This window comes from Paenibacillus massiliensis 2301065 = DSM 16942 (assembly GCF_000377505.1).
In the GTDB taxonomy this organism is placed as follows: Bacteria; Bacillota; Bacilli; order Paenibacillales; family Paenibacillaceae; genus Paenibacillus; species Paenibacillus massiliensis.
The window spans coordinates 257,105-282,629 of record NZ_KB898190.1; the positions used below are offsets into that span (position 1 = coordinate 257,105).

The 25,525-nt window shown below is 48.3% G+C and carries 20 protein-coding genes, 1 pseudogene and 1 other annotated feature; of the genes and pseudogenes, 7 read left to right on the forward strand and 14 right to left on the reverse strand.

The window, feature by feature from the left end:
- Position 1 precedes the first annotated feature (1 nt).
- Together D328_RS0113840 and D328_RS0113845 are read right to left on the reverse strand one after the other, a co-directional pair.
- The gene (locus D328_RS0113840) at positions 2-1,180 is read right to left on the reverse strand and encodes a transglutaminase domain-containing protein (protein ID WP_018885622.1); all 1,179 of its coding nucleotides are present in this window, start codon (positions 1,178-1,180) and stop codon (positions 2-4) included.
- Positions 1,181-1,234: 54 nt separating this feature from the next.
- Complete coding sequence (locus D328_RS0113845) at positions 1,235-1,675, reverse strand: hypothetical protein (RefSeq protein WP_018885623.1); 441 nt, start codon at positions 1,673-1,675, stop codon at positions 1,235-1,237.
- A 260-nt stretch (positions 1,676-1,935) separates the two neighbouring features.
- Here D328_RS0113845 and D328_RS0113850 point away from each other — a divergent pair, with 260 nt between their 5' ends.
- The 3 genes from D328_RS0113850 (at position 1,936) to D328_RS0113855 (ending at position 3,981) form a co-directional block, all read left to right on the forward strand.
- Positions 1,936-3,069, forward strand: a complete 1,134-nt coding sequence (locus D328_RS0113850; RefSeq protein WP_018885624.1) for an MFS transporter — start codon at positions 1,936-1,938, stop codon at positions 3,067-3,069.
- Between the two features lie 163 nt (positions 3,070-3,232).
- Positions 3,233-3,319 carry a YjcZ family sporulation protein gene (locus tag D328_RS31535; RefSeq protein WP_231505463.1) on the forward strand — a complete coding sequence of 29 codons (87 nt, stop codon included), beginning with the start codon at positions 3,233-3,235 and terminating at the stop codon, positions 3,317-3,319.
- A gap of 317 nt (positions 3,320-3,636) precedes the next feature.
- Positions 3,637-3,981 (forward strand): toprim domain-containing protein, encoded by a 345-nt coding sequence (locus D328_RS0113855; protein WP_018885625.1) that lies wholly within the window; start codon positions 3,637-3,639, stop codon positions 3,979-3,981.
- A 98-nt stretch (positions 3,982-4,079) separates the two neighbouring features.
- Here D328_RS0113855 and cyoE read toward each other — a convergent pair whose 3' ends face one another.
- Positions 4,080-5,018: a heme o synthase gene (cyoE, locus tag D328_RS0113860; protein ID WP_018885626.1), complete on the reverse strand. Its 939-nt coding sequence runs from the start codon at positions 5,016-5,018 to the stop codon at positions 4,080-4,082.
- Between the two features lie 146 nt (positions 5,019-5,164).
- Between cyoE and D328_RS0113865 the strand changes: the two genes are divergently transcribed.
- Positions 5,165-6,148 (forward strand): metal-dependent hydrolase, encoded by a 984-nt coding sequence (locus D328_RS0113865; protein WP_018885627.1) that lies wholly within the window; start codon positions 5,165-5,167, stop codon positions 6,146-6,148.
- 349 nt (positions 6,149-6,497) lie between these two features.
- Here D328_RS0113865 and D328_RS0113870 read toward each other — a convergent pair whose 3' ends face one another.
- The gene (locus D328_RS0113870; protein WP_025680214.1) at positions 6,498-6,731 is read right to left on the reverse strand and encodes an alpha/beta-type small acid-soluble spore protein; all 234 of its coding nucleotides are present in this window, start codon (positions 6,729-6,731) and stop codon (positions 6,498-6,500) included.
- Between the two features lie 118 nt (positions 6,732-6,849).
- Between D328_RS0113870 and D328_RS31250 the strand changes: the two genes are divergently transcribed.
- Positions 6,850-7,017 carry a hypothetical protein gene (locus D328_RS31250; protein ID WP_018885629.1) on the forward strand — a complete coding sequence of 56 codons (168 nt, stop codon included), beginning with the start codon at positions 6,850-6,852 and terminating at the stop codon, positions 7,015-7,017.
- 346 nt (positions 7,018-7,363) lie between these two features.
- On the opposite strand, the gene trpS is transcribed toward D328_RS31250, so the two are convergent.
- Positions 7,364-8,347 carry a tryptophan--tRNA ligase gene (gene trpS / locus D328_RS0113880; RefSeq protein ID WP_018885630.1) on the reverse strand — a complete coding sequence of 328 codons (984 nt, stop codon included), beginning with the start codon at positions 8,345-8,347 and terminating at the stop codon, positions 7,364-7,366.
- A gap of 79 nt (positions 8,348-8,426) precedes the next feature.
- Positions 8,427-8,711: a binding site (T-box leader), on the reverse strand.
- A 144-nt stretch (positions 8,712-8,855) separates the two neighbouring features.
- On the opposite strand from trpS, the gene D328_RS0113890 reads away from it, so the two are divergent.
- Both D328_RS0113890 and D328_RS0113895 read left to right on the forward strand, forming a co-directional pair.
- The gene (locus D328_RS0113890) at positions 8,856-9,821 is read left to right on the forward strand and encodes an aldose 1-epimerase (RefSeq protein ID WP_018885632.1); all 966 of its coding nucleotides are present in this window, start codon (positions 8,856-8,858) and stop codon (positions 9,819-9,821) included.
- Between the two features lie 88 nt (positions 9,822-9,909).
- On the forward strand, positions 9,910-10,149 hold the full coding sequence (locus tag D328_RS0113895) for an alpha/beta-type small acid-soluble spore protein (protein WP_018885633.1): 240 nt from the start codon (positions 9,910-9,912) through the stop codon (positions 10,147-10,149).
- 128 nt (positions 10,150-10,277) lie between these two features.
- Here the strand turns inward: D328_RS0113895 and D328_RS0113900 are convergent, their stop codons facing one another.
- From D328_RS0113900 to D328_RS30300, 9 genes and pseudogenes are all read right to left on the reverse strand, one after another.
- On the reverse strand, positions 10,278-10,682 hold the full coding sequence (locus tag D328_RS0113900) for a hypothetical protein (protein ID WP_018885634.1): 405 nt from the start codon (positions 10,680-10,682) through the stop codon (positions 10,278-10,280).
- Positions 10,683-11,094: 412 nt separating this feature from the next.
- The gene (locus D328_RS0113905; protein WP_018885635.1) at positions 11,095-12,900 is read right to left on the reverse strand and encodes a M3 family oligoendopeptidase; all 1,806 of its coding nucleotides are present in this window, start codon (positions 12,898-12,900) and stop codon (positions 11,095-11,097) included.
- Between the two features lie 114 nt (positions 12,901-13,014).
- Complete coding sequence (locus tag D328_RS0113910) at positions 13,015-13,302, reverse strand: hypothetical protein (RefSeq protein ID WP_018885636.1); 288 nt, start codon at positions 13,300-13,302, stop codon at positions 13,015-13,017.
- A 45-nt stretch (positions 13,303-13,347) separates the two neighbouring features.
- Positions 13,348-13,758 carry a hypothetical protein gene (locus tag D328_RS0113915; protein ID WP_018885637.1) on the reverse strand — a complete coding sequence of 137 codons (411 nt, stop codon included), beginning with the start codon at positions 13,756-13,758 and terminating at the stop codon, positions 13,348-13,350.
- A gap of 238 nt (positions 13,759-13,996) precedes the next feature.
- Positions 13,997-14,559: pseudogene (locus D328_RS30295) on the reverse strand (CatB-related O-acetyltransferase).
- 192 nt (positions 14,560-14,751) lie between these two features.
- Positions 14,752-15,084 (reverse strand): hypothetical protein, encoded by a 333-nt coding sequence (locus D328_RS0113925; RefSeq protein ID WP_018885640.1) that lies wholly within the window; start codon positions 15,082-15,084, stop codon positions 14,752-14,754.
- A gap of 14 nt (positions 15,085-15,098) precedes the next feature.
- Positions 15,099-15,248, reverse strand: coding sequence for a pre-toxin TG domain-containing protein (locus D328_RS30690; protein ID WP_081625278.1), 150 nt, complete (start codon positions 15,246-15,248; stop codon positions 15,099-15,101).
- A 326-nt stretch (positions 15,249-15,574) separates the two neighbouring features.
- Complete coding sequence (locus D328_RS0113930) at positions 15,575-16,369, reverse strand: hypothetical protein (RefSeq protein WP_018885641.1); 795 nt, start codon at positions 16,367-16,369, stop codon at positions 15,575-15,577.
- 28 nt (positions 16,370-16,397) lie between these two features.
- Positions 16,398-25,514 carry a polymorphic toxin-type HINT domain-containing protein gene (locus tag D328_RS30300; RefSeq protein ID WP_018885642.1) on the reverse strand — a complete coding sequence of 3,039 codons (9,117 nt, stop codon included), beginning with the start codon at positions 25,512-25,514 and terminating at the stop codon, positions 16,398-16,400.
- Positions 25,515-25,525: the final 11 nt, after the last annotated feature.

The following is a 25,525-nucleotide window of genomic DNA, read 5'->3' on the forward strand; positions in this document are numbered from 1 at the left end:
CTCAATTGGTGATTGCAGTGTCTGCGTACTCATCTGGAATGTGTGTCTGTGCAAAGCCTGATGGATTGAACCAGTTGCCACTCTGTGCCCATGTAGCATCCAGCGGAATCCATGCTTCCTGCTCGGCAATGTACACTTCATTCCAGGCATGAGGCCCATAGCCCCCTGCTCCATTATAACCTAGCCCCGTCACAACCTTCACCTGCAGCCCCTGTGATCTTGCCATCACTGCGTACAGGCGGGCATAGTCAATACATACACCCCTTCGGGTGTCAAAAGTATCGCGTGGAGTCTGCTCGCGCCATTCCCCTCGCTGCTCATAAGCCTCCACTTTATCGTAATCATACGCAATTCTGCTGCCTACCCAATCATACAGCCTTCGGGCCTTCTCCTCATCCCCTGAAGCTCCACGGACAAGCTCAGCCGCAGCCCCTTCAATATCAGCAGGAATGCTACGATCAATAATCTCATATTTCTGTCGTAGAATGTCACTGAATTCCTTCGTTACAGCCTGGGTCAATACCGGCAGCTTATCCTTGATGAAGCCTCCAGTCAGCGGAGCCACTACCGTCTGGGCACCCTTGCTGTAGATTGGAGAGGCCTGTACATAGCTACTGAAGGAACTACTTGGGTAAAGACTGACGCCAATGAACAGCACTGCAATGAGCATCATGGCGCGCGCTGCACCGATGACTACACCAATGCCTGCACCAGATAATCTCCCCAGAAAGCTGGATGCCCCCGTTGTATGAGAGGTCGAATCCTTATCTCGCCCCATGACTAACGCATAGATTCCCCGTAACAGCGACATAACGATAATATAGCTGAGAAGGAACAACAGAGCAAAGCGCAGCAGCGGGAACATCTCCACCACCTGAAGCACAGCCTCCATCATATCCCGGAAGCTGCTAGTGCTCGTGTCGCGTTCGTTCAACACAGTCATATAATCGGCGAGCCAGCTCTGCACGATAGGAGATAGCCAAGCAGCAAGCCCGAAAGCGCCAAGAATACCCGCAACCGTTATTACACCATCTACGATCAGATTGAAGAGTGCTCCAGCAGATCTGGATGCCCCTCTACGCCAGCCCTGCAGTAGGGATATTACCACCACAACGATTAGCGCAACGGTTACCCCATTCCAATTCCATGACGTCAAATTCTCAAGCCAATCTTGCTCCATCTCTACCTCCCTGCTTCAGGCTACAGCGTTCAGTCAGTGAGAGCTCAACCCAGCTTAGGGCGAGCTGCTCTTGGCCTGATCTATAAAGGTAGCGACGGTATCACTGACACTCCACTCCCCGAGTGGCACACCCTTGAAGGATACCTTCACTTTATCGCTGCCAGCTGTCCCTGTAACCTCCAGATTTGGACTCGTAATCGTAAAGCCCTCGTCTCCATTGGAGGTATACTTCGCTTCCTTGGCTTCCTGCGCCATAACCTTGACCGCTTCCGATTTCATGGTCTCCACCGCCTCATCTTTTACACTCATGACGGCCTCTTGAATCTGATCCATCGATATACCACTGTAGATTAACAAACCAGCTACAATGACAATGACAATAAGCCATTTCAAGACGGTCTTGACTACATTCAGCACAACAAGCAGCACCACTAGCGCGATTAGAATCACCAGCCAGTTCTGCTTGATAAATTCAATCCATACATTCATATCCATATTCATGACACTCCCGCTTCAGCTTAGCAAATATTCCACAAGGCTAGCAAGCCTCATGCACTCTATCATTATACATGATTCACTATTTCCCTGTCAGCTTGCCCTGCATGGCACTTTCAAAGGAATATAGCACGAGGAGATGGTAGACATTTCACCCCAATAACAAGATAGACGTACTGTAATATTTCAAAAAAAGGTCTATGTCTGTCCCAAGTGGAGTAGGCTCTACAAAGAGCCCGTACAAAGGAGTGGAAACCTGAGTGAAAACTGCCTTGTGGTTGTATCTGTTCCTGTTCATCGCCTTCTTCGATCTGCATGCCCAATACCCGATTCTTACTCCCTTTGCCATTTCCTTGGGAGCCGCCCCTACCTTCATTGGCTGGATGATGGGTATCTACTCCCTGACACATCTTCCTGGTAATCTGCTCGCAGGGCCGGGTGTCGATCGCCACGGCAGCCGAAGATATATTATGTTCAGCTTGACAGCAGCAGGCTTTATTTTGGTGCTACAGGCATTTGTCAACTCCCCTTGGGAGCTGCTGGTGCTCCGTGCATGCAGTGGTTTTGTACTGGCTTTCTTGTCTCCCGCCTGTATGACACTATTGGCCCGTCTATCTGACGATCCTGTCACCCAAGGAAAATATATGTCTGGTCACGGAGTCATACACACCCTTGCTTCCGTCATCTCACCAGCTGCCGGTGCATTTATAGTAGCCAGCCTTGGCTTTCAGAGCACCTTCAGCTCGCTTGGCATCATTCTGATCCTTACCGGGATCATGGCTTATTTCACCCTGCCCAAATCCTCACAGGTGCATACGACACTTGCGCAGGAGAAGGACACAGATACCCCACTACCGAATTGGCGGTACTTTCTTCTGCCGTTAGTGATCGCCTGTGCTCAAGGAATCTTATTCTATGAGCTTCCGCTCCGTAATGCAGGGACGGAATCCATCCTGTCAACAGGGCTTCTGTTCTCGGTCATTAGTCTGGGCGGCCTGGTTACGTTAAGCATGCTATTCCTGAATAACTATTCTCCCTTGCTCAGATTAGTTAGCGGCATGCTTCTGATGGCGCTTTGTTTCTTTTATATGGCAGCCTTCGCCGATAGCTCGTTGGTTCCAGTCTTGTTCGTACTTGGCACAGCCAAAGGAATCATCTTTCCAGCCATGGCTGCTTTGTTCATTCGGTTGGGTGGCAACCGTCTTGGCAGAATCTTCGCCCTGCATTCCATTGTTGTATCTGTTGGCTCCTTCATTGGACCGGTCGTGGCGGGTCAGCTTCGTGATCAACACTCGCCTTTCTTCCTAGCCTTTCTGATCATGACATGTGGCCTGCTCTTTCTGCCCTTGCGCCGCCCTACCCCTGTACCTCCACTCTCCACGAATGGCTCCTGAACTATCTGAGCCAGTCGCCTATTTATACAATATAAGGCGAATGCACAGGAGATCTGTCCCTGGGGCACATATCATACATTGTAGTCAGCAAACAACTTAAAACATAAGAAATCCCCACGAAAGCGAGGTACAGCACATGAGTAACTGTAACCCTTGTGGTCCAATGTACGGCGGTGTCTGGACATCTACAGGAACAATTCTGGTATTGTATGTGTTGCTGGTCATTATTCTGCGTACTTTCTGGATCTAATCTACTCCGATTCGAATTGAATTCAAATTGAGTCAATAGCAAAAGGGACCGGGAGCTCCAGTGGAGTTCGCGGTTCTTTTTTTAGATAATCCAATATAGGTTTGAGCGTTATTAGCTTTCAATAGAGCTGAACAATTCGATGTTCGCAAAGAAAAACCTCATCCCAACGTGGTTTGTCTCCTGTGAAAGTACGTCGATAGATATTTTTCTTTTGCTGCTTTTTGCATCTTATTTGTCATTATTGCTACACTAGACCTGAGCCCTCATCATTTCCCGGGGAATTCATATCCTACGCCTAGCGATTAGAGGTGAATCCATTGTCAGTAACCATCATTGTGGAAGGCAAAAATGACCGCAGCAAGCTTAGACGCCTGCTAACGCCCGAGGTAACCATTCTCTGTACCTTTGGCACACTGAATACGGTCAAGCTGGAGCATCTGCGAAAGGAAGCACGACATGACGAGGTCTATCTCTTTCTGGATAATGACAGCTCAGGCAAAAAAATCCGTGGTGTGCTAAGCGACTCTTTTCCCGATGCCACGCATATGTATACCCGAAGAGGCTATGCCGGTGTCGAAGGCACACCTGATGAGTATGTCATTGCACAGCTTGAAAAAGCTGGCTTGGATGAATTTATCGTCTATCCAGCGGTACTGGATTAATTTCTTCTAAATACAAAAAACTCCGCAAGGCTGCGGAGTTCATATCACGTATTTGATGATGAGAAATGAATGACGATCATAACGATGACAGCTCACAATTACTTATGCACCGTATCGAAGATCATCAACAGGAAGCTGATCGTCAAGTAGTTAATGGAGAAGAAGAATACTTTTTTGGCCCATGCATCCGTGTCCTTTGCTTTGAAGCCCTTCAGAGCAAAATACAGCCATAGCAGGGATAAAAGCAAGGTCGCAATCATGAATACAAGGCCGGTATAGTTGTACACATACATCAGAATGGGTACAGGAATCAGTAGTATAATGTAAGGAAGCGTCTGCCACTTGGTGCGCTCAATGCCTTTGACCACTGGCAGGAGCGGGAAGCCGGCGGCACGGTACTCCTCCACTCTTCGGATGGCAAGAGCCCAGAAGTGAGGGGGCTGCCACAAGAACAACAGAGCAAACAGCAACCATGCACCTAGGTCAATCTGACCAGAAGCAGCTACGTAACCGATGACTGGCGGCATAGCACCAGAGATGCCTCCAATGGATGTACTCCATGTCGAGGTACGTTTAAGCCATAGGGTATAGATTACTACGTACACGAACATACCTAGCATACCCAGTAAACCAGCTAGTGGCCCGGATAGCAAGAACAAGACGGATAGGCCTACAATTCCCAAAACAATAGCGTAGATCAGCACAGTAGTCGGCTTGAGACGGCCTGTTGGTAATGAACGCTTGCGTGTGCGCTCCATCTTCATATCCAGCTCACGGTCAAAATAGTTGTTAAACACGCAGGAGGAAGCCATAATAAGTGCGGTTCCGATTAGTGTAAAAAGCATTTTCATGTAGTCGACGTTCCAGCCGGAAGCCAGCCAAAATCCACCGAAGGCTGCAACCATATTGGTACGCAGGATACCAGGCTTGGTAACTGTAATAAAATCCTTCCAGGTACCTGCCTCAGCACCAGGTGGCTTACGACCTACTGTAACTGCGGCAGCGTCCGATTGAGTCTTATATTGTATATTATTCACGTTGGATCATGCCCCCTTCATTATCAGTCAGAAAAAAATGGAGGTTTTCTGCCTCCGATATAAATTTTATCACAATTATTTGCCAAAGAGTTTGACAAAGATCGTACATTTCCAATTTTAGAGACATGAAAAGGAGCTGTTGTCGTGTGGATACAGCAACACATTTTGCCATTGGCTTCGGTCTGGCAGGTCTTGCCTATATTGATCCAGTAGTTGCAGCCGATCCCGTCACTGCTGGAGCTGTTATGCTCGCTACTGTGCTCGGATCGCAGGCGCCCGATTTCGATACCGTACTAAGAATGAGGGGGAATGCAGCCTATATACGCAATCACCGCGGATTATCTCACTCTCTTCCCTTTCTGGCCATATGGACGTTCCTGATTACGGCATTGATTATGTTACTGTTCAGAGAAGCCGCCATATGGCACGTAGCCCTGTGGACTGGGATCGCCGTATGTCTGCATGTCTTCACCGATTTATTCAACACCTATGGTACACAGGCTCTGCGTCCCTTCAGCCGTAAATGGATTTCCTGGGACATCATTCATATTTTTGACCCATTCATCTTCGGAAGTCATGTCGTCGCAATTGTACTTTGGGCACTGCAATTATTGCCACCTGCCCCTCTGTTCACGGCGCTATATGGACTGCTCATCTTCTATTATATATGGAGAGTGTGGAATCATCGGCTGGGGAGACAGCAAGTACAGCAGCTGGATGCTGGATACAAGGAGGGAGACACCTATTCTCTAATTCCAACGATGTCCTGGAACAAATGGCATGTCGTGAAGGCATCACGTAATGGCAGCTATGAGCTCGGCATCTATGAGAACGGTGAGCTGAATTGGAATCGACGCGCCAAGTCCTCTACGCACGCAGCTGTGGAAGTCTCCACCCAGCACAGTGACATTCGTTCCTTCTTGTATTTCTCCTCGTATGCTGTGGCGGATGTAGAAGAATTTGCTTGGGGATATATTGTTCGTTGGACCGATGTTCGTTATCGGCACCGAAAGCAGTATCCGTTCGTAGCAGTCATTGCTATGGATCGCAACTTCGAGACACTTCACACCTATGTCGGCTGGCTAAGTGACGAGAAAATGCAAAAAAGACTGTCCCCTCACATGAACTAGACAGTCTCTTGGTTATACTCGAACGAATCACAATATTGCAGTTGGCAAGGAACGCTATTAGAGCATCCGTTACAGTTCCAACCTGAATAATGGGCATGAGTGACACGATAACTGACACTCATGCCTTAAATTTTCGAAATACTTCCGCTCGACAGAGGCACAAACGTCCCATTCCAGTGTTACTATGTAAGCGTACTCTTGACGAAATAGTGGCGTTTGATTCACAATACAAGAAGGAATACTTAAAAAATAAAGGAAACGGTTAAATTCCGTCTAGCCATGACGAGAAAAAGCCGGAGCACTTACGCTCCGGACTTTCATTCATGCAGGTATTGCTGAAAGTCGAGTCTTACAGTCCTGTCTGGCCTGCTGAAGTACCTGCCAGCGAAGCTTCTGCCTGCTGTACCAGCTTTTTGGTAATATATCCACCCAGGGAGCCAGCTTCACGAGATGGCATGTTGCCATAGTAGCCGTCTGCTGGAATTGTAATTCCAAGCTCCTGCGCAGCCTCATATTTCAATTGCTGAATGGCACTGTTAGCTTGTTGAACAACCAGATTGTTTGAACGATTACGTCCTGCCATATTTGAATCTCCTTTCAGTCTTGTGAATGAAGTTCCTTGCAAGCTTGCAAGCTTAGTATGGCTCAGACCCGGTTGCTTATTCCTGAAATGATCATATTCAATTATGGAGGTTTTTGCCATGAGTAAGTCTCTGTCCATGTGGTTCGCAGCTTCTTCCATCGTACTATTGACCGCTTCCGCTGTTGCGATCAGCCATTCGATCTGGCTGGCTCTTCTGCTTGGTTTGCTGTCTGTAGGAAATATTGGCTGGGGCTTCGTCGTCAAAGCCAAGCGCAATCGAGCCTAGTACCACGCCCCCTATGGGTGCAGCCGCTGCAAGCTTTAATAGTACGCTTATGCGATATGGTTTGGGTAACCGCTCTCTTTGTTCAAGATCTATTTGCTCAGCCATGCTGTATCCATAGCCAAAAAGAGGAGCCCATAAGGGCCCCTCTTTTTGGTGTATCTAATACATAAGATGCAGCTATTGCACCTTCATGCATTGAAGGCTAGTGTACAAAGAGGGACTGGCCCAAAGAAGCATGTCCTACGAGTTTATCCTACTCCTACAGAGTTTAAACTACTGAGTTTAGCTTACGGAAGCCTATGCTATGGCCGGATTTTATAGCTAGCTCACTTGCGACGAGCTAGCTTTATCTAGGCAAAAAGCCCATCCGATGCCTTACCTCAGTCAAAGTACGCTCAGCTGCCTCCTGCGCTCTTTCAGCGGATTGGGAGAGAACACGGGTCAACTCTCCGGATTCACGAATGTCTCGATAACGCTGTTGCAGTGGCTCGATGACGCTAAGCACGGCCTCAGCAAGCTCTTTTTTGAAGGCGCCATACATCTGCCCCTCGAATCTTCTCTCCACCTCGGATAGCGACAATCCAGAGCATTGACTATAAATACTCATCAGATTGCTGACCTCAGGCTTGTTGGCAGGATCATAACGGACGTCGCTTCCCGAATCCGTAGTTGCCCGACTGATTTTCTTACGAATGACGGACGGCTCATCCAGCAATGCAATATAGCTGCCTGGGTTAGGATTGCTCTTACTCATTTTCTTCGAGCCATCATCCAGTGACATGATTCTAGCCCCAACCTCAGGAATATAAGGCTCTGGAATGGTGAAGAACTCCCCGAATCTGTGATTAAAACGTCCTGCCAGATCACGGGTCAGCTCCAGATGCTGCTTTTGATCCTCGCCTACGGGTACGAGATCCGCATTATAGATCAGAATATCAGCAGCCATCAGTGCAGGGTATACGAAGAGTCCCGCACCGACTGATTCCTTCCCTTCCGACTTGTCCTTGAACTGCGTCATCCGCTCCAGCTCACCCATATTAGTCAACGTCGTCAGAATCCATCCGAGCTCTGCATGCTGTGGCACATGGGATTGGATGAACACACTGGATTTCACTGGGTCAATGCCAGCAGCCAGATACAACGCAGCTACAGCCTCTGATTGCTCCCGCAGCTTGGCTGGCTCCTGCTGGACAGTAATGGCGTGCAAGTCCACAACCATGAAATAACACTGATGCTCATGCTGTAAGGCCACAAAATTCTTCATAGCCCCGATGTAGTTGCCAAGGGTCAGTTGACCGCTGGGCTGAATACCTGAGAGCACTGTTTTCATAATTACACTCCTCCTATTTCCGATATGATCTGCAATTCCACTGAGTCTCCCTAGCGAACGCAAAAAAGGCCCCACATCCCCAAGGGACGCGAGACCGTGGTACCACCCTAATTCGCTGTCTCTGACTATGGCCCGAGAGCTGTTCTGTTGAACAGCACGGAAATCACCAAGAATAGAAGACCAGCCTTCAGGTTCCTGTAACGGGGAACAGTCGTTCCTTCATACTGACAAGCAAACAACGTAAGCTTGGGTTCTGTCGGAAACTCCAAGGTCCATTCGGCATTCCTCTCCCGCCGATTCACATCAACCATCGGCTTTCTGTAGAGAGTCTGGATTGCTTACTCTTCCTTGTCATCGTATTCAGCGGTATGCGGGACAGTATCATTTGACTGTCTCTTTTACTTAACAGTATGATAATTCCAGTTCACCTGAATGTCAAATAACATGTTATCATAAGAATGTATATTGCAATCATTATCCGATCAAAAGTGAACAAAGGAGCATGGATATGAAACAAGTGACCAAAGGACATTGGAATGGTTACGACACGTACGTCTTACATAGCGAAGAGCTGGAAGTCACGGTACTGCCGCGGCTGGGAAATCAGGCCATCTCTGTCCAGGATACCCTCAGTGGACGCGAGGTTGTACGTAGACCTGAAGAACAGGATTTGTCCTTATTTCAACAGAAGCCCTACCATTTCGGCGTTCCACTGCTTGTTCCTCCAGGACGCATTCGTCAAGGCCGCTTCACTTATGAAGGAATTGCATATCAATTCGATCAAAATACCGATAACCACAATCATATTCACGGGCTTCATCGCAAGCAAGCCTGGTGCGTAACCGACATTGAAGAAGACGAAGACGGATGTACATTGACGTCGGAATTGCTGACTGCAAATGATCCGCATTGGCTTGAGCAATTCCCGATTCCTCTGCGGCTGCAGATGAGCTATCGACTACAGGGGAATATGTTCACGCAGACACTGGAGGTCACTAACTTAGGGGAGCATAACGCTCCTTTCGGCGTAGGTTACCATACCTGGTTCTTGCTTGACGGTCAGCCTGAACGTTGGCAGCTCCAGCTACCCGTCAGCGGTCTCTACGGTCTGGATGAGCAGTTGCTTCCTACCGGCGAGCTCCAAGAGCTCGGGAACCTAGCTTGTCTCACAGATGCACTCCCGTTGCAAGGTACGAATCTGGACACAGCTCTTCGAGCTGCTCCGGGGCCTGCCGTGGCGAATCTGGTTCGGAATGATGGTTATACAGTTCGTTATACGGTGGATGAGAGCTACTTCAAGCACTGGGTGCTGTATACTAAAGGTGAATGTGAGCAGTATCTATGCATTGAGCCTTATACCTGGCTACCAGATGCTCCTAATCTGAGCAAGCGGGATGATTTCACGGGTCTCATTCGTATTACTCCTGACGAGACTGTTCGACTGACCTCCAGCATCCAGATTTTGCAACCATAAATTACCTTCCTAATAACCTCTCCTTCGGCGAATAGATTCATAATGATGTCACATACTATCCTTACCAAAGCCGAAGGAGGTGACAACGATGTACGGATCTACACAACAACAAGGCAGACGTAACCGTAGTAATAATCTTATCGTACCTCAAGCCAATGCATCTCTGCAGCAGCTGAAATACGAGGCTGCACAAGAGCTGGGGATTACGATTCCAGCAGACGGCTATTACGGTAACATGCCTTCCCGTGAAGCAGGCTCCCTGGGTGGTTATATCACCAAGAAGCTGGTACAAATCGCCGAGCAGCAATTGTCGGGACAAGGCAAATAAGAATAGTGCAGAAATACAGCTAAGCGGTCTCCTAAGGAGGCCGCTTCTTTGAGTAATATAACCTTCAATACCTTTTGCTAATTGCACATTACTACTCGCACAATGCTGATCTGGATGGCTGCCTATGATTAAGATGATTCCGAATTCGCTCCTGAATATGTATTTCTGGGATAACGAATCATCAGATTAGCCATGTTATAGTTGGACTCCAGCGTTGTGTCTACTACAATCTTACCTTGCATTACCGCGAACTCGTACGAGATCTCCCCATGGGTCCAGCTACGCTTCAGCTTCAAGGCATCAAGGGCCAGACTCCGAAACGTTGTACGCTGCTGAGCTGTTAATCCTGACAGGGCAGCATCCAGCTCATCTGTTCGACAACCAATTGGATGATGCTTGATTCCGAATTTGCCAATCACATTATTGCGAATCTGCACAAACACGATACCAGATGTCAATCCTGACAGCTCCTCATCCAATTCTTTAAACACCATATCCAGTTGTCTAGGAAGTGACAGTTGCTCTATTTTCATCCCACCTCCTCCTTTCGACTTATTTAATCCCTAATTCGAAGATAAAAACTAGGTCTTATGGCTCAATTATATGAAAATATATAGCTTCTTTCAACGATATCCAACATAAATGGGTTAAAATCCCTACAAAGTTAACGCATTCATACATTCCAGTCTTACTGGAAATTTAATTACCATTTAAATCGACAATTTGTGCGTCAACTCGATATCAAAAAGCCCATCCGTTGTTCGGATGGGCTATCAGCATTTTGTCGAATCATCGTACTTGATGCATCATTCAGTTATAAAAGGTTAGACTACTATGCACATTCAGCTACGAAAGGAGCACGTATCCAACCATTTTCTTCACTGAACCGTATGCTTCCTCGCCCGCAGCGCAGCACGTAATGGTTAGAAGAGACCTAAGAGGTCCTTAGGAGACAGAGGAATCCGTCAAAGTCAGGAACGTCTCGATATCCTTAACTGCCAATTCGGCTGCACCACGCCAGAAATCAGGCTGTGTCAGGTCTGTCTGCAAATGCTTCTTCGCAAGGTCTTCCACTTTCATCCGACCTGTATCACGCAGCAGCTCATCATACTGATCAGCAAAGCCAGTACCCGTGCGCTGTGCATGAGCATAGATTCCGGCGCTGAACATGTAACCGAACGTATACGGGAAGTTGTAGAACGGCACGTCTGTAATATAGAAATGTAGCTTCGAAGCCCAGAAATGCGGATGTGTCTCGGCAAGCACGTCGCAGAATGCTTCCTTCTGCGCTTCATTCATCAGCTCTGATAATTGTTGAGCGGTCAGCAGACCGGATTTGCGTTGCTCGTAGAAGCGTGTCTCGAACAAGAAACGAGCGTGAATATTCATGAAGAACGCCACAGACCGTTGAATCTTATCCTCCAGCAGTGCTATGCGGGCCTGTTCATCTGTTGCACTCTCCACCAATGCATCCGATACAATCAGTTCAGCCAGGGTAGATGCTGTCTCGGCCACATTCATCGCATAATTTTGATTCAGTACAGGCAGCTCATCCATCACGTGCTGATGGTAGCCATGTCCCAGCTCATGAGCCAACGTAGACACGTTCGAGGCTGTACCTGCATAGGTCATGAAAATTCTTGTCTCCTTGCTCACAGGAAGCGAAGTACAGAATCCGCCCGGACGCTTGCCAGGACGATCCTCAGCTTCAATCCAGCTTTTGTCGAATGCCATTTCAGCAAAATCAGCCATTTTCGGACTGAATTTACGGAATTGTTGCACGATGTCTACAGCAGCCTCGTCATAGCTAATCTTGTCGCTCGCTTCGCCTACAGGAGCCTCGACATCATGCCAGCTTAAGCGCTCGACCCCAAGCAGCTTTGCCTTGCGCTCCAGATATTTTACAAGGACAGGCTTGGTCTCATTAATTACGCTCCACATCATGTCCAGTGTCTCACGTGACATCCGGTTAATATCGAGAGGTTCCTTGAGAATATCCTCCCAGCCGCGATTCTCATACAGCTTCAGACGGAAGCCACCGAGGTGATTTAACGTATCCGCGCAGTAATCGGCTACATCCTCCCAAGCCTTCTCCCAGCTCTGAAATACCTCTTCCCGTACTGCACGATCCTGATGATGCAGCTTGTTCGCCGCCTGACCTGCAGACATTGCCACGATTTCACCATTGTCATCCTTAACCGGAACACTCACCTTACTTACAATCGTATCATAGAAGCTACCCCAGCCATGGTAACCGTCAATAGCCAGGTCCAGTGCCAGACTTTCCAGCTCAGGGCTCATCTTCTCTCTGGAGGCCTCACGACTCTCAGTTAATACAAAGCTTACGGGAGCAATCTTATCACGCTGCATCCAGCGTTCCCATACCTTGTCCCCAGTCTGACCGAGAATGTTGTGGTACAGGGTGGTAGCTGTCTGGAGCAGGGCGAAGAGTGCATTCATGCGCGCACTAAGACGAACAGCCTCCTTGTCATGCTGATCCTGTGCCGAGAGGCAACCGACGAAGGAGGATGCTTCAGAGGCACGTGCAACACAATCCTGCAGCAGCTCCAGAATGGAATCAAGCTCCTCCGTATCCAGTACAGTCTGAGGCACCTTAGCTACCTTCACATCCTGCAGTAGCTTGCGGGCATCCGCTTCAAGAGTATCAAGATAAGCGGTGAAGTCCGCTGAGGTAGAGCCTCCTTTGAAAATCGACTCCAAATCCCAAGTTTGATTTAAGGGTGTATTCATTATGCCCCAGCCTTTCCTTATAAAATATCATGTATTGAACCATGTACGCCAAATAACAGCTGTCATCTCCATATGTTACCATACTTAACGGAGTCATCTCCAATCCTTATTTCCTCAGAATGGCAGCACTCCTTTTATGGCTGCGAACTGATTTACGACAGCTCCCCTGGACTCCAGATGACTAATGGCCTGCTCAATCTGTTCGAATTCCTGAATCTCCTCCGCATCGTAATCCTCCATCACCTGAATTTTGGACTCCGGGATGTGGAAGCAATAGGTTAAGTATTTATTCCCTACCTTCTTCATGGCATATTGATATATGTACCGCTCTCCAAGGAGCAACTTGTACTCCTCATATCCTCGCACCTTGCCTCGCTCCACTGCTGCACACCAATCATCCATGCTCATATTCCTCCGAATCACTCTCACCTTCTCGCAACAGCGATTCTAACTCCCTGTAACCAGAAAATCGTTCGCCGCTTCCTGAACCTCATCATTGTCTGAGGACAATCCTCGCTTAATGAAGCCACCCAGGAGCTGTGGTAGGCTCTCTCGGGCCAGCTCTAGCAACCTGCGGTACTCCCATTCATCATCAAAGCATACCCGCTTGTGGATTACATCAGGGGCATAGGTCAACAGCCACTTAACAGGAATCTGCCTAATTCGATCACGCGCAATTAGAATAGAGCTGATATTAGAGCTCTGACAGGCGAATTCTATTAATATCTCCAGTAGACTCAGACCGGTCTGACTCGGTAAATTTTCAATCGTCTCAAGCCTGTCATACGCGCCAGGCAGGATGTGATCAAGAAGCTGTCGTATGCGTTCTTCATAAGGGTTCGTTAGCTGATCATCCACAGTGACTTACCTCCTTTACTGAACTTGCTCTAATCCTACACCGCACCGCAGCGAACTTCACATATTCTCCACCATGAGCCTCACTCACATATTCTACACCCTTAACCCTGCATCCTGCTCACTACAGCTCTGGTCTTGGCGTTGAATTACCGGATTTTTTGGATCACACAACTTATGGTCTTTTGTAGGATCACGTTCATGTCTAATGAAAAAAACGAGCACCTTGGCCCGTTTCTGGTTATTCGGTATGTCGCTCTATAAATTCCTGGATGTCATTGGCGAGCAGCAAGCTCCAGTTGTCTTTGATCTTAACCATCTCCCAATCCCACCACTGGATGGCAAGCAATTGCCTGATCTGCTCGGGTGGAAAGCGATAACGAATAAGCTTCGCTGGATTGCCACCTACTACCGCATAGGGTGGAACATTCTTCGTAACCACACTCCCAGCGGCGACAACCGCTCCATCGCCGATGGTTATACTTGAAAGAATCAGCACTCACGAGCAAGCCACACATCATTGCCGATCACAACATCGCCTTTAGTGGCTGGATGACCTGTATACCCACTGGCATCCTTGAAGATCGCATTGAAAGGATAGGTGGTCACCCAATCCACACGATGCTCACCACCAAGCATGATGTTAGCAACGTCGGCAATCGAACAGAACTTCCCGATCTCCAGCCTTGAACTGAATTCCCATTGCCAGATTCGTGGAGTACCGTAGGTCCAGTCCCCGATCTTGTAGCTAGCGTAGGCCGAGAGCTGGTTCGTGAATACCGTTCCTTTGTTGATAGATTCCATAGATTCCATAGATTCCATAGATTCCGTAGCAGCTTCCCATTCCTTTCACTCCGGGCATGGTGAATGCGTCTAGCTCTCTGATTAGTCTATGCGTGGTATGGGAAATGTGTGTTGTTCTTCTGTATTTCTCTGAATTCTGTATCACGATAAATGTTCTTCTCTTCTCATAAGGTGTAGTCTTAGGCTAACATGCTAATCTAGGACATCTTTATTCTCTTCTACCCACAACTTGATTATTGCTTTTAATTCAGCTGTTTCGATTTCACATTCAACTTGCATCCCCTCAGTCAGAAAATTATTAATAAACTTGGTTGTATCTTTCGTAATTTCCAAACTACAAATATTACCGCCTATTTCTTCGAGTTCGCTCTCTTTATTTAGTACTTTTTCAATATAGGATAGAAATATAGGCGATCTGAAAGACTCCATGTCATATAACAAGTACTCAACTACCGATATTTCCTCAGGCAATTTAAGTCGCTTGTATCCATTTTCACTGTTGTTAATTTTAACTGGAAATTTCATATCTTCTATCCTCTTTAAATTATCGAACCCGGAACCGGAACCAGGCCAATCGCTGATCCAATCCCTTCCATCCAGCGTTCCGCTACAGACAGCTTCTCACCTGTCAAGAGGTTCACGCCCGTGAAGGCCTGCTGGAAGCCTTTTACCGCACTACTCCCGGTAATAGATCCAGCAGCATGTCACCGCCGCACAGCATCAGGGAGTCGCCATCTCGACTTAAGCCGAATGGGTCGGGTACGAGATCGTGTTCCCGTTCACGTACGCATATTGGTTCAGGATTGGTGTATCCGAGATCGTAACTGTCACGACATCACGGATAATGAATCGCTTGATATCTGGAAGCATATTAGAGGAATATTATACGGGAGTGATGAGGGTTAAGTTCTCTTGAACGAAGCCCCCTATTCATTCGGCACTGAATAGGGGTAAAAGAAAGACCTTGAAGATTGTAGCCCCCAAGGTCTTAACACAGCTTACTATCATTTTAATTTCATTGAGGCAAATTAAAAATAACGTCAATTGGGTCTTTACCTTCAAAAAATGCAGAGTAAAGTCCTTTCTTCACCACTGATGTTAAATGAACTTTCTCATGTAGTAATTGACCTAACTTGATAAACACCTCTGCTTCCCGTAAAGTCACTATTTTCGAATTAATAATATGATCGGTACTGCCTGGCAATCTCCAAGCCCAATCGTTTCTTGCTGACTGCATTGTAGGATAATGAGCAGCTAAATGATTAATATAAGAATATTCGCGACACAAAGGATGAACAAAATATAAAAATTGGGAAATAATAAATGTGCGATTCCTCATCCTTATTCCCGAACGGACTTGGTCATCAAATTGTTGATACTCTGCTGGTATCTCTCCCCAATTAGATCCCCCGACCCCAACCAAAATCTCTAACGCTCTTTGTTTATCTGTGAATTGAGCAAGCCTTAAGAAAATTAATTCTTTAAATAAGTCTTGTACAGTAAAAGATTTTAGACATCTTATAGCATCTTCATTGTTGGTTTGATAATCAAATACCAGTGTTAGATATTCGTCTAATATTTCGTAATCGAAATTAAAATCTGGAAATTCAACCATTGTTTCAATTATAGCTGCTCTAGTTCTCTTTTCTTTAATATGAGGAACTGCTTTTTGTAACTCTAAAAACAACTCCTCACCTAGCTCAACTACAGAATATTGTTCCTTAATTGTTTTTAATAATGCAATTATGATCTCATCCTGGTCGCTCTTTACCATAGCATTAAATAATAACTCTGCTAATCCCTTAGACACGTTCACTCACCTTTCCAATAACTAATAACTAGTGATTTTGAATTACCTTCCATTCTATAGCACCATTAACTTCACGGTAAAGCAGTCTCATTATATTAGAAGCTCCATTGTCTGTTGCAAGATCAAGGCTCCACCAACCATCATCTCTAAGATGAGGCCTGTAATTAGATAGTCTTTGAACTGCTGCGTTATCTCCATACTTGGATGCCATTAAATCGTTAATGTGCTGGTTAGCTATCTTCTTTTCATCTACTGTTAAATGCCTTTTCGAACCTGGACCCAATCTAGTATCCCGAGGGACTTTCTCATTAAGAGAAGATCTTATATTTCCAGCAAGTTTAATTCCTAATAATTGTTGTGGCGAAGGGCTAATATCACAATTATGCACCCAAATCCCAAGGTTAGATACAAAGTACGAATGATAGTCTTCAACCTCAAAGTTGTAAACGGTCGCTTCCCGTGACTCCTTCTCAATCTTATCAATCGCCAGCTTGGTACCGTCGCTCGAAATAAGCAGATCGCCAACCTTCAGGTCTTTGACATAGGTCCAGCCCCTACCATCCAACCAGAACGGATGCTCACCCGTGACCTCAATGATCTCATCACCGACGTGGACATAATAGATTTCATCGGCCTGTTTTTGGAACAGACCAACGACCTCTTTATACGCCACTTCTCCGGTTTCGTCAGACTTCGCAAGTACCTTGTCTCCTACCTGGATATCCTCGATTGGTTTTTCACCATCGTCGGTAAGCACCTTGGTTCCTGCGGAGAAGCAGTTGCACTCTGTAATTACTTTAGAGACCTTCCCTTTACCAAACCATCCTGTAGCCTTCTTGCCCAGGGTCACGGCGCCTTCCACGCCATACTTCCCGATCGCCTTCGAGCCTGGAATCGGAATCAGACCAATCGCTGATCCAATCCCTTCCATCCAGCGTTCCGATACAGACAGCTTCTCGCCTGTCACCAGGTTCACACCTGTGAAGGCTTGCTGGAAGCCCTTCAGTGCGCCTACTCCCGGTACGAGATCGAGCAGCATGTCGCCGCCGCGCAGCATCAGGGAGTCGCCATCACGACTCAAGCCGAATGGGTCGATATACGAAATCGGGTTCCCGTTCACGTACGCATAGCGGTTCAAGGTCGGTGTATCTGAGATCGTACCTGTCACGACATCACGGTTAATGAATCGCTTGATATCTGGACTGTAGTAACGGGCACGCATATGGTACAGACCATTCGCATCGGTCATGACTCCGTCACGTCCATTATAGCGGAAAGGCTGCTCCGTTGCGCCCTCATGTCCGATCTGCTCTCCGTATGGACCGTATTCATACGTATCCGTAATCGTTCCATCCAATGCGGTCATCGCCACCGTACTGCCGCGACGGTCATAATGATACGTCTGGTATTCACCACTAGCATCTTCGCGACCGAGCAAGCCCAAGCCATAGACATAATAGGCTAGCGGCTTCCCGTCCGCATCGCTCTCCATCAACACCTGAGACAAGGCTGCATTCGGGTTGATCACATAACGAACTGTGTTGCCGTCTGTTGTGACGGAGGTCCGCATATTCTCTGCGTTATAGCCGTAGCTTACGCCGCCCGCAGACTGCAGACGATTACGTGAATCATATACGTAGGATTGCATGTTCCCTTGCAGCGGTCCTGTCGTCATATTGCCATCGGCATCATAGATGACCGGTTCGCCATTTACTGTCGCCAGACGATTGTCCGCTGTATACGTCATTTCCAGCGGGTACACGTCTGCTGTGACGGCAGTCGGATCAGTTCCGTTCAATTCCGCTCCCAATCCTTCTTCCGGTGCAGGGGATAGCCCTGGACCGTACACGTCGAAGGTCACTTCAGACGGTACAGTACCCTGCACGCCGCCGGTCTCGGAGACAACATTACCTACAGCATCATAGCTGAACGCATAGCTCGTCAGCAGATTTCCATCTGCTCCGCGATTCGCCGAGCTCAGCAGCTGCCCGTTCGCATCATATGTACGTGTCTCCTCGCTGGCATCTGGACGCTGGGTCGAGATGACCTGTCCATTCGCGTTATACGTATAGGTTGTCTTGCGACCTGCCCAGTCGGTTACAGTCCTCATTCGGCCTGCAGCGTCATACGTATAGCTGACTTGCTTGCCATCTGGATACGTCAAGGCTGTCAGTTGTCCTATAGCATCATAGGTGTATTTGATGGTATTGCCATGCTCATCGGTATATTGCTTCACTCGATTCAGGGCGTCATATTGACGACGAATCGTCCGTCCATCCTGATCGGTCACAGCGGTGACATTGCCATTGGCATCATAGCTGTAGGCTACGCTGCCATCTGGATCGGTGAACTTCGTCAACTGACCAGCAGCATCGTAGGCGTAATCTACGTTCTGACCGCGTTTATTGGTCTCTTGAGCGAGCAGCCCGATGGCATTGTACTTGTATGTGTGCACGCCGCCAGCTGCATCTGTCTCGCGAGTGACACGTCCTACCGCATCATAAGTGTAGCTAGCCGTATTCTGATTCGGGTCTGTCACCTGTGTCAGTCGATTCAATGTATCGAAGCTCTGACGAGCCACGCCCTCCATCGGGTCCTGCACTGACGTCAGTCGATTCAGATCGTCATAGGTGAAGATCGTCTTTCTGCTGAGCGGATCAATGCTGCCTGTTAGACGGCTCAGCTTGTCATATTGACTCGTATAGGTCTGCCCCAGCGCGTCCGTAGTCGCTACCGGATTGCCTATCGCATCATAGGTGACCGCATAGGCCCGTTGATTCAATGCATCGTATGCCTCGGTTACACGGTTCAGATCATCATAGACATAACGGACCTTCTCACCCAGCGGGTTGGTCTCGCTAATGACATTCCCTACAGCATCATAGGCAAAAGTACTCTTATTGCCCAGCGCATCCATCGCTGACACCATTCGTCCTTCACGATCGTAGGCGAAGGCAGTTATTCCTCCAGCCGCATCTGTCATCTGGAGCAGATTGCCGTTGCCGTCATAGGTATACTGTGTCTTCAGCCCCCGTCCATCCGTCTCCTGACTCAGGAAGCCTTGGCTATCGTAAGCGAAGCGATACGTGTGACCCAACGGATCTGTATACGACAGCAGCTCATCTGCTGCGTTGTAGACCGATGTGGTCTCATTGCCTTCCTCGTCTCTCACACCGCTCATGCGGCCAGCTTCATCGTACAGGAACGTAAGCTCCTCGCCGACAGCCGTTGTGAGCTTGGTCAAGCGCCCACCTGTATAGGCATAAGCCGTCTTGTTACCCAGCGCATCGGTTGCCGATTGCAGGAAGCCTTGCGTGTCATAAGCGTAAGCCGTTGTACGATTTTCGCTATCAATCACAGACAACAAGCGATCCTGTCCATCATACGTATATTTTACCTGTTTGCCGTCAGGACCCGTAACGGTCTTGAGATTATCCCGTTCATCATAGGACAGCGTGATCGTCTGCCCCGTATGATCTACGGCACTCTTCAGATTATCTTTGGCATCATACGTATAAATCACGGTCTGACCCCGTGTATTGGTCACACTTGTACGGTTGCCTCGGTCATCATAGGCATAGGAGGTCGTTCGACCCAATGCATCCAGAACCTGCAGCAGCTCATACTTCGCACTATGCGTGCGCTGCTGCTGTCGTCCATTCCGATCGGTGATCGTCGTAATTAGCTGCTTGTCCTTCTCTTCGTAGGCAAAGGTCGTCGTAGCTCCCTCAGCATCACTTTGAGTTACAATCCGCCCTTTATCATCATAGATGTTCGTGAAGAGCTGGGCACCCTCACTAACCGCCGTATCAATACGGTGATCGGCATTATACGTATAGGTCGTCTCTCTTCCAGCAGCATCCGTTATACTATTCAGCCGCCCACTACGATCATACGCAAAGCCTACCTCTCTTCCAGCAGTATCCGCTACAGTGACGATGTCACCTGCTGAATTATAGGCGAATGTCAGTCCCTGACCCGTCACCGGCTCTGTCACCGCGATGAGCTGACGTGCCGCCGAATAATCAAGCTGCAGCTTCATTCCCCCGCGATCCTCAATTGACATTGGCAAGCCATCTGCGGCGAAGCGCAGTGTCGTACCCTGATTACGCACCAGTGTGAAGGTACCATCAGCTTGCCGGCTCAGCACATCATGCCGGACCGATGGGTCCTGCGAGGTATATGTGCCATCTGCACCTAGAACGAACGTATTCCTGCGGAAAGCATTCCAGAATACCTCGACAGATCTACCATCTGCGACTGGCTGCACCTTCAGTTCATAATTATGGCTCCAGCCTTTGCCAAGTGCTCCTTCCCCACCTAGTAGCGAGTAGTACTGCGCCTGGAACGGTACTGGTACAGCACCATTTGCGCTCAATAATGTGCGATTGATGATTTGTGCTCCGGTCGCTGTATCTACAGGATCAGCATATAGCGTAGCTGGATCGTATTGGCTTGGGTCCAGCTTGCTAATCTGCTCGGCCGCAGCCTCTCCGGATATCGCTTCCTCCAGCTCGACTGTGCCATCCTCATAGCGGAGCAAGCCATACGGGCTATACATCAGATAAGGTGCAGCTTCCATGCTGCGCACCAGAATTTGAGCACCGGAGGATACAGTAAGCGGACTCCGTCCTGACTGCTCCTCTCCCTTGCCTACCCGGTAGGCAAAAGCGCCTTCTGCTTTCAGTGTATGGTTCTTATCTGTCACGTTCGTGATCTTCAAGGCCCCATCCGGCTGAAGTGTCGCTTGGGTCAAGGCCAGATGCTGCTTGCTCTCTACCTGTAGAACGTCGTATGGTCCCCATAGCTCCAGAGAAGCATTGCTCGCAGCACTCATGCGTAATGTCTCACCTGCATTCAGATTGTACGAGCGTCCTGCATCGGCTGCCTTGTAATCCGTCACATTCGCTGCGGAATCAAGTCTCACCCAATCTGCCGTACCTGTCACGGACAGCTTCAGCGATACGTTGCCTCGATTCTTGATATCGTAGCTACTCTCGGCATTCGCTGTGACGATCCTCAGCGCAGGCTCCTTGCGGCTGGTGAATGCCAATACTCCCGCGTTGCCCTGAATAATGGTCGGGCTCGCCTGCTTACCGGTCACTATCGCATAGTGATTGGCAGGAATGGACTGAGAAGCCCCACCTGTCCCACGAGTGTAGCTTACAGGCTGATTAGCCGCGTTGTACATGACAATATCATACGTTCCGGTCAGTGCCAGTCGAGCTGGAGCTGCCGATGTATTGGCAACTTTGACGGTCTCATCCAGTCCAAGACGCTTCACAGCCAGCTCTTCGCCCTGGCTCACAAGAATGGCCTCCGTCGGTGCAGTGACAATGACTGGCTCCACACCTGGATTGATGATGACGATTCTCTGACCTGCCTTCATTGACTTGAAGGTATAATCCGTATTATCGAACGATGAAGCCAATTCTCCTGTGGCGTGGTAGGTCCGCACATGATGTTTCCCTTTGACCTTCGCACTGAATGTATCGGGAGATACATTGATAATCGAGAAGCTTTCCCCCGTCTGCAGAGTCTTGATGGTTACAGGCGGTATAGCGATATTTCTGATCTCGAAGCCATCATAAGGTCCACGCACCGTAAGCGGGCTACTGTTCGCTGCTTGCAGCACAATACGGTTCCCTTCCTGAGTGACCTGCGTTCCTGCGGACTCCTCTGCCCCAAAACCATGGACTGAGCCATCATCCTTATATTCAGCGAAATGGTACAATCCGCTCATCTTCAGGCTTAGTTGTCCTTTGGATGGTTTTCTGGTAAATTCCACAATTCGGCTAGGCGACAGCGCCTGCTCAAAAGTTACGGGCTGCTCTCTGGACTCGATTCTGAAGTCCTCATAGGCACCGTAGAATACAATACTCTTCTCATCTGTATTCTGTACAGCCAGCTTCTTGCCCGGCTTGAAGGTATGTCCTGTCGTCTGCTTAATTGCGTATCTGACCAGCATCCCCGAACTGTCATATTCAGCTTCGTCATACATCCCTGTAGCACGAAGAACTGAGTCTGCTGTGCCGATACTCGTCACGGTAGCGCTCCGCTCCGGCTGAAGCTGGATCTTGGCCAAAGCTGGTACTGTCCGCTTCTGGAGCTGGAACGCATCATACGAACCTTCGATGGTGACCGTGGCTCCGCCGGAATTGGATACAGCGATGCGCTGACCATTTCTAATGATCTTGGTGCCTGATTGCGTCGCGTAATCCAGACTGGACATTTCACCATCTGCATTGCGCAACACCATATCGTAGACACCTGTGAAATACGTGTAGAAAACTTTGCTAGCATGCTTATTCAAAATATCCACATGCTCTCCTGCTCCGAGCGTATGACGGAACGTTACCGGATTGGCACGCGAATTCGTCTCAAATACGTCATAACCGCCATATACGGTCATTGATTGCTGCTCGGCAGTATTCATCATGGCGATTCTTTCGCCCTTGTGCACAAGCTTCGGAAGCGTATCGTTTCTGGAGTAGAGATCCAATGCTCCGTCTACGAACATGGCATGATCAAATGTGCCTGTCGCATATACCTTACCTTGCCCTGGTCCGGTATAGGTGGCCTCCATACTTTTCCGTGGCCCCAAAATCCACTTGAACACGGCTGGGTGCTGCCTGCCGCTTATAGCGAATACATCATATGGACCTTCTACAAGCATGGAGCTTCCTGCTGTATTTGTAAGAGCTATTCGAGACTGACTGCTGATCAATCTCGAAGCCAGGGTCTCCTGCAGCCCTACATCCTCAACATCTCGATCCGCGCCGTATTTGGCAAAATCATACGTACCTGCCGGATAGATGCTGAAAGGCCGTCCGGTATAGTTGCGGAAATCTGCACTCTGTCCGGTTTGAAGCGTTCGACTGAACGTAACCGGGTTCGCACGATCTTTTAATTCAAAAATCTCATAAGCACCATATACATCAATCGGTTGAATATCTCGGTTCATGATCGCTACACGCTGTCCAGCAGATACGGTATTGTACCCGGTGACGCGTCCACGATTATAAGAGAATGGACTTCCATCCGCCGTATAATCCATCAGATCATGAATCCCGGTCATCCGTATCATTTCGGACTGTGCCGTTCTGTTCACGAACTCTACACTCTTGTCTGCCAGCAAATGGCGGATAGCCAAAGCAGGCGTCTGACTTACCTCCGCGTTAATGACATCATACGGAGCCAGAAGGACTAATTGCGTGTTACCCGAGTTCGTCACAGTTGCCCGCTCATTAGGGTATAGTGGCAGTCTACTCGTTGTCTTGCGGTCCATGGATCGCAGGCCATTGTCTTGACGGTAGCTTGCCTGATCGTAAGTACCGTTCAGATCGACATTGAATACCGCACTGCTGCCACTCTTGAACTTCAGGCTCTCTCCATAATTCACATAGCCTTTAAATAGCGCAGGTGTCAGGCGTGCATTGACACTGAAGGCATCAAATGGAGCCTTGACCGTCATCGCAGACAAGCCGCTGTTCGTTACGATATGCCATTCACTGGCTGTCACAGAGTGAGTCTCCCGCTCAATCGGGTTGCCATAGTGGCTGACTCTGTTCCCCTCCGTATACGTTACATAATGATGCTGTCCACTCACATCGACTGAGAAGGAACGAGCCGATATATTGTCCAGCTTCAGCGTATCTCCTGGCTGCAGCGTCCGATTCAGCGTAACCGGATTGTAACGATCCAGATAACGGAACATCTCGTATGGAGCTGCAATCGTCTTGCTCTCCGTGTCTGTATTCGTGAAAGCTACACGTTCGCCGCCCAGAATCTCCATTCGACTCACATAATTCGATGGCGTATAGGATTTGATCCCATTTTCATCATATCGCGCATAGTCATAGGTACCATTTATTAAAATCGAACCGACATACTGTGTCTGATTCAAGGCTACGAAGCTGCCCCCGACAGGCACTACACGCCGGATTAGCGCAGGATATGCACTCCTATCCACCTGATAGGCATCCCTTGCTCCACTTACGATTACAGGGCTAGAATTACGGTTCGTTACGACTACATACTGACCAGAGTACACAGTATAGCCAATACTGCTATCACTTACTGCATCTGCAGCAATGTGAACCTCTTTTCCATTAGCCTCATATTTAACCATGTCGTATTTCCCTCGAATATTGAGGTTGAGACTTCTGGCCTGTGTATTGGTGAATTTATAGCTCTCTCCATTATTCAGGATTTGGCGGAACATGGATGGATCATTTTCGTTAGTAACGGTAAAAGCATCATAAGCTCCGATTACCTCTAGCCAACCTGTTCCACGATTCGTTACGACAAGTCTCTTGCCTTTGGCGATCGCATCAGAAACCTTCTTGTCCGTACCAGACGAGCTTACAGAGCCGTCCTCATTGTAGACGACATATTCATAGGAACGTGTCCCTGCGCTCTCGTAATAGACATAGAAGGTTTTATTCTCCGTATTGATCGCTTCGAGTGTCTGTCCTACTCCAATACGCTCCCGGAACGATGCAGGTCCCGAATTGTAGAAGGAGAATACGCCATTGGCACCACTGACTTCAATCGTCTGCGTATCCCGATTTGTCACCACCATTCGGTTACCAGAAGCCAGTTGGGTTCTTCCGCCCTTGTCGTCACGTTGGAAGGTCGTTAGTACCCCACTATCGTTAAATTTGACATTATCATTGAGACCACTAATCAGAAATGATTCTGCCGCACTCGTCAAATTGGTTACCGCTACACTCGTTCCAGGCGGCAGCATACGCTTCTCGAACGTCGGTATACTTGTAGTTACGAACTTCAGCTTTTTCGTCTTGCTGCTTGTCGTCAGTTCCAGATTATAATTAGACGTATTTGTGAGATTAATCTGCTGACCTGCTAATATGACCGCATTAAAATTGCGATCATATTGCGCACTTGTAGACAGGGTTCCATTCTTGTTTAATTTAACGTAATCGAAGGAAGGTGCTGTGCCTTTGTGATATACAGTGACCTGCCCGGAATCAAATGCAGTGGTAATCTGCACATTCCCCCCTGGTGGCAATGTAAATTCCGTTGCCTCAAGGGCATTCGCAGTGAATACTCGCATACCGCCAGCCAAAATGACTGCAAATACAACCGTCAGTAGTATCCGTGTCCATCTTTGCCTCATCATTATGCTCCCCC

Coding starts and splice junctions, on each gene's coding strand:
- D328_RS0113900 (WP_018885634.1), bottom strand. CDS start 10,682: ATGAAAATAGAGCAACTGTCACTTCCTAGACAACTGGATATGGTGTTT.
- D328_RS0113870 (WP_025680214.1), bottom strand. CDS start 6,731: ATGGCAGGACGTAATCGTTCAAACAATCTGGTTGTTCAACAAGCTAAC.
- D328_RS0113910 (WP_018885636.1), bottom strand. CDS start 13,302: ATGGATGATTGGTGTGCAGCAGTGGAGCGAGGCAAGGTGCGAGGATAT.
- D328_RS0113925 (WP_018885640.1), bottom strand. CDS start 15,084: ATGAAATTTCCAGTTAAAATTAACAACAGTGAAAATGGATACAAGCGA.
- D328_RS0113895 (WP_018885633.1), top strand. CDS start 9,910: ATGTACGGATCTACACAACAACAAGGCAGACGTAACCGTAGTAATAAT.
- trpS (WP_018885630.1), bottom strand. CDS start 8,347: ATGAAAACAGTGCTCTCAGGTATTCAGCCCAGCGGTCAACTGACCCTT.
- D328_RS30300 (WP_018885642.1), bottom strand. CDS start 25,514: ATGATGAGGCAAAGATGGACACGGATACTACTGACGGTTGTATTTGCA.
- D328_RS31250 (WP_018885629.1), top strand. CDS start 6,850: ATGAGTAAGTCTCTGTCCATGTGGTTCGCAGCTTCTTCCATCGTACTA.
- D328_RS0113890 (WP_018885632.1), top strand. CDS start 8,856: ATGAAACAAGTGACCAAAGGACATTGGAATGGTTACGACACGTACGTC.
- D328_RS0113840 (WP_018885622.1), bottom strand. CDS start 1,180: ATGGAGCAAGATTGGCTTGAGAATTTGACGTCATGGAATTGGAATGGG.
- D328_RS0113845 (WP_018885623.1), bottom strand. CDS start 1,675: ATGGATATGAATGTATGGATTGAATTTATCAAGCAGAACTGGCTGGTG.
- D328_RS0113905 (WP_018885635.1), bottom strand. CDS start 12,900: ATGAATACACCCTTAAATCAAACTTGGGATTTGGAGTCGATTTTCAAA.
- D328_RS31535 (WP_231505463.1), top strand. CDS start 3,233: ATGTACGGCGGTGTCTGGACATCTACAGGAACAATTCTGGTATTGTAT.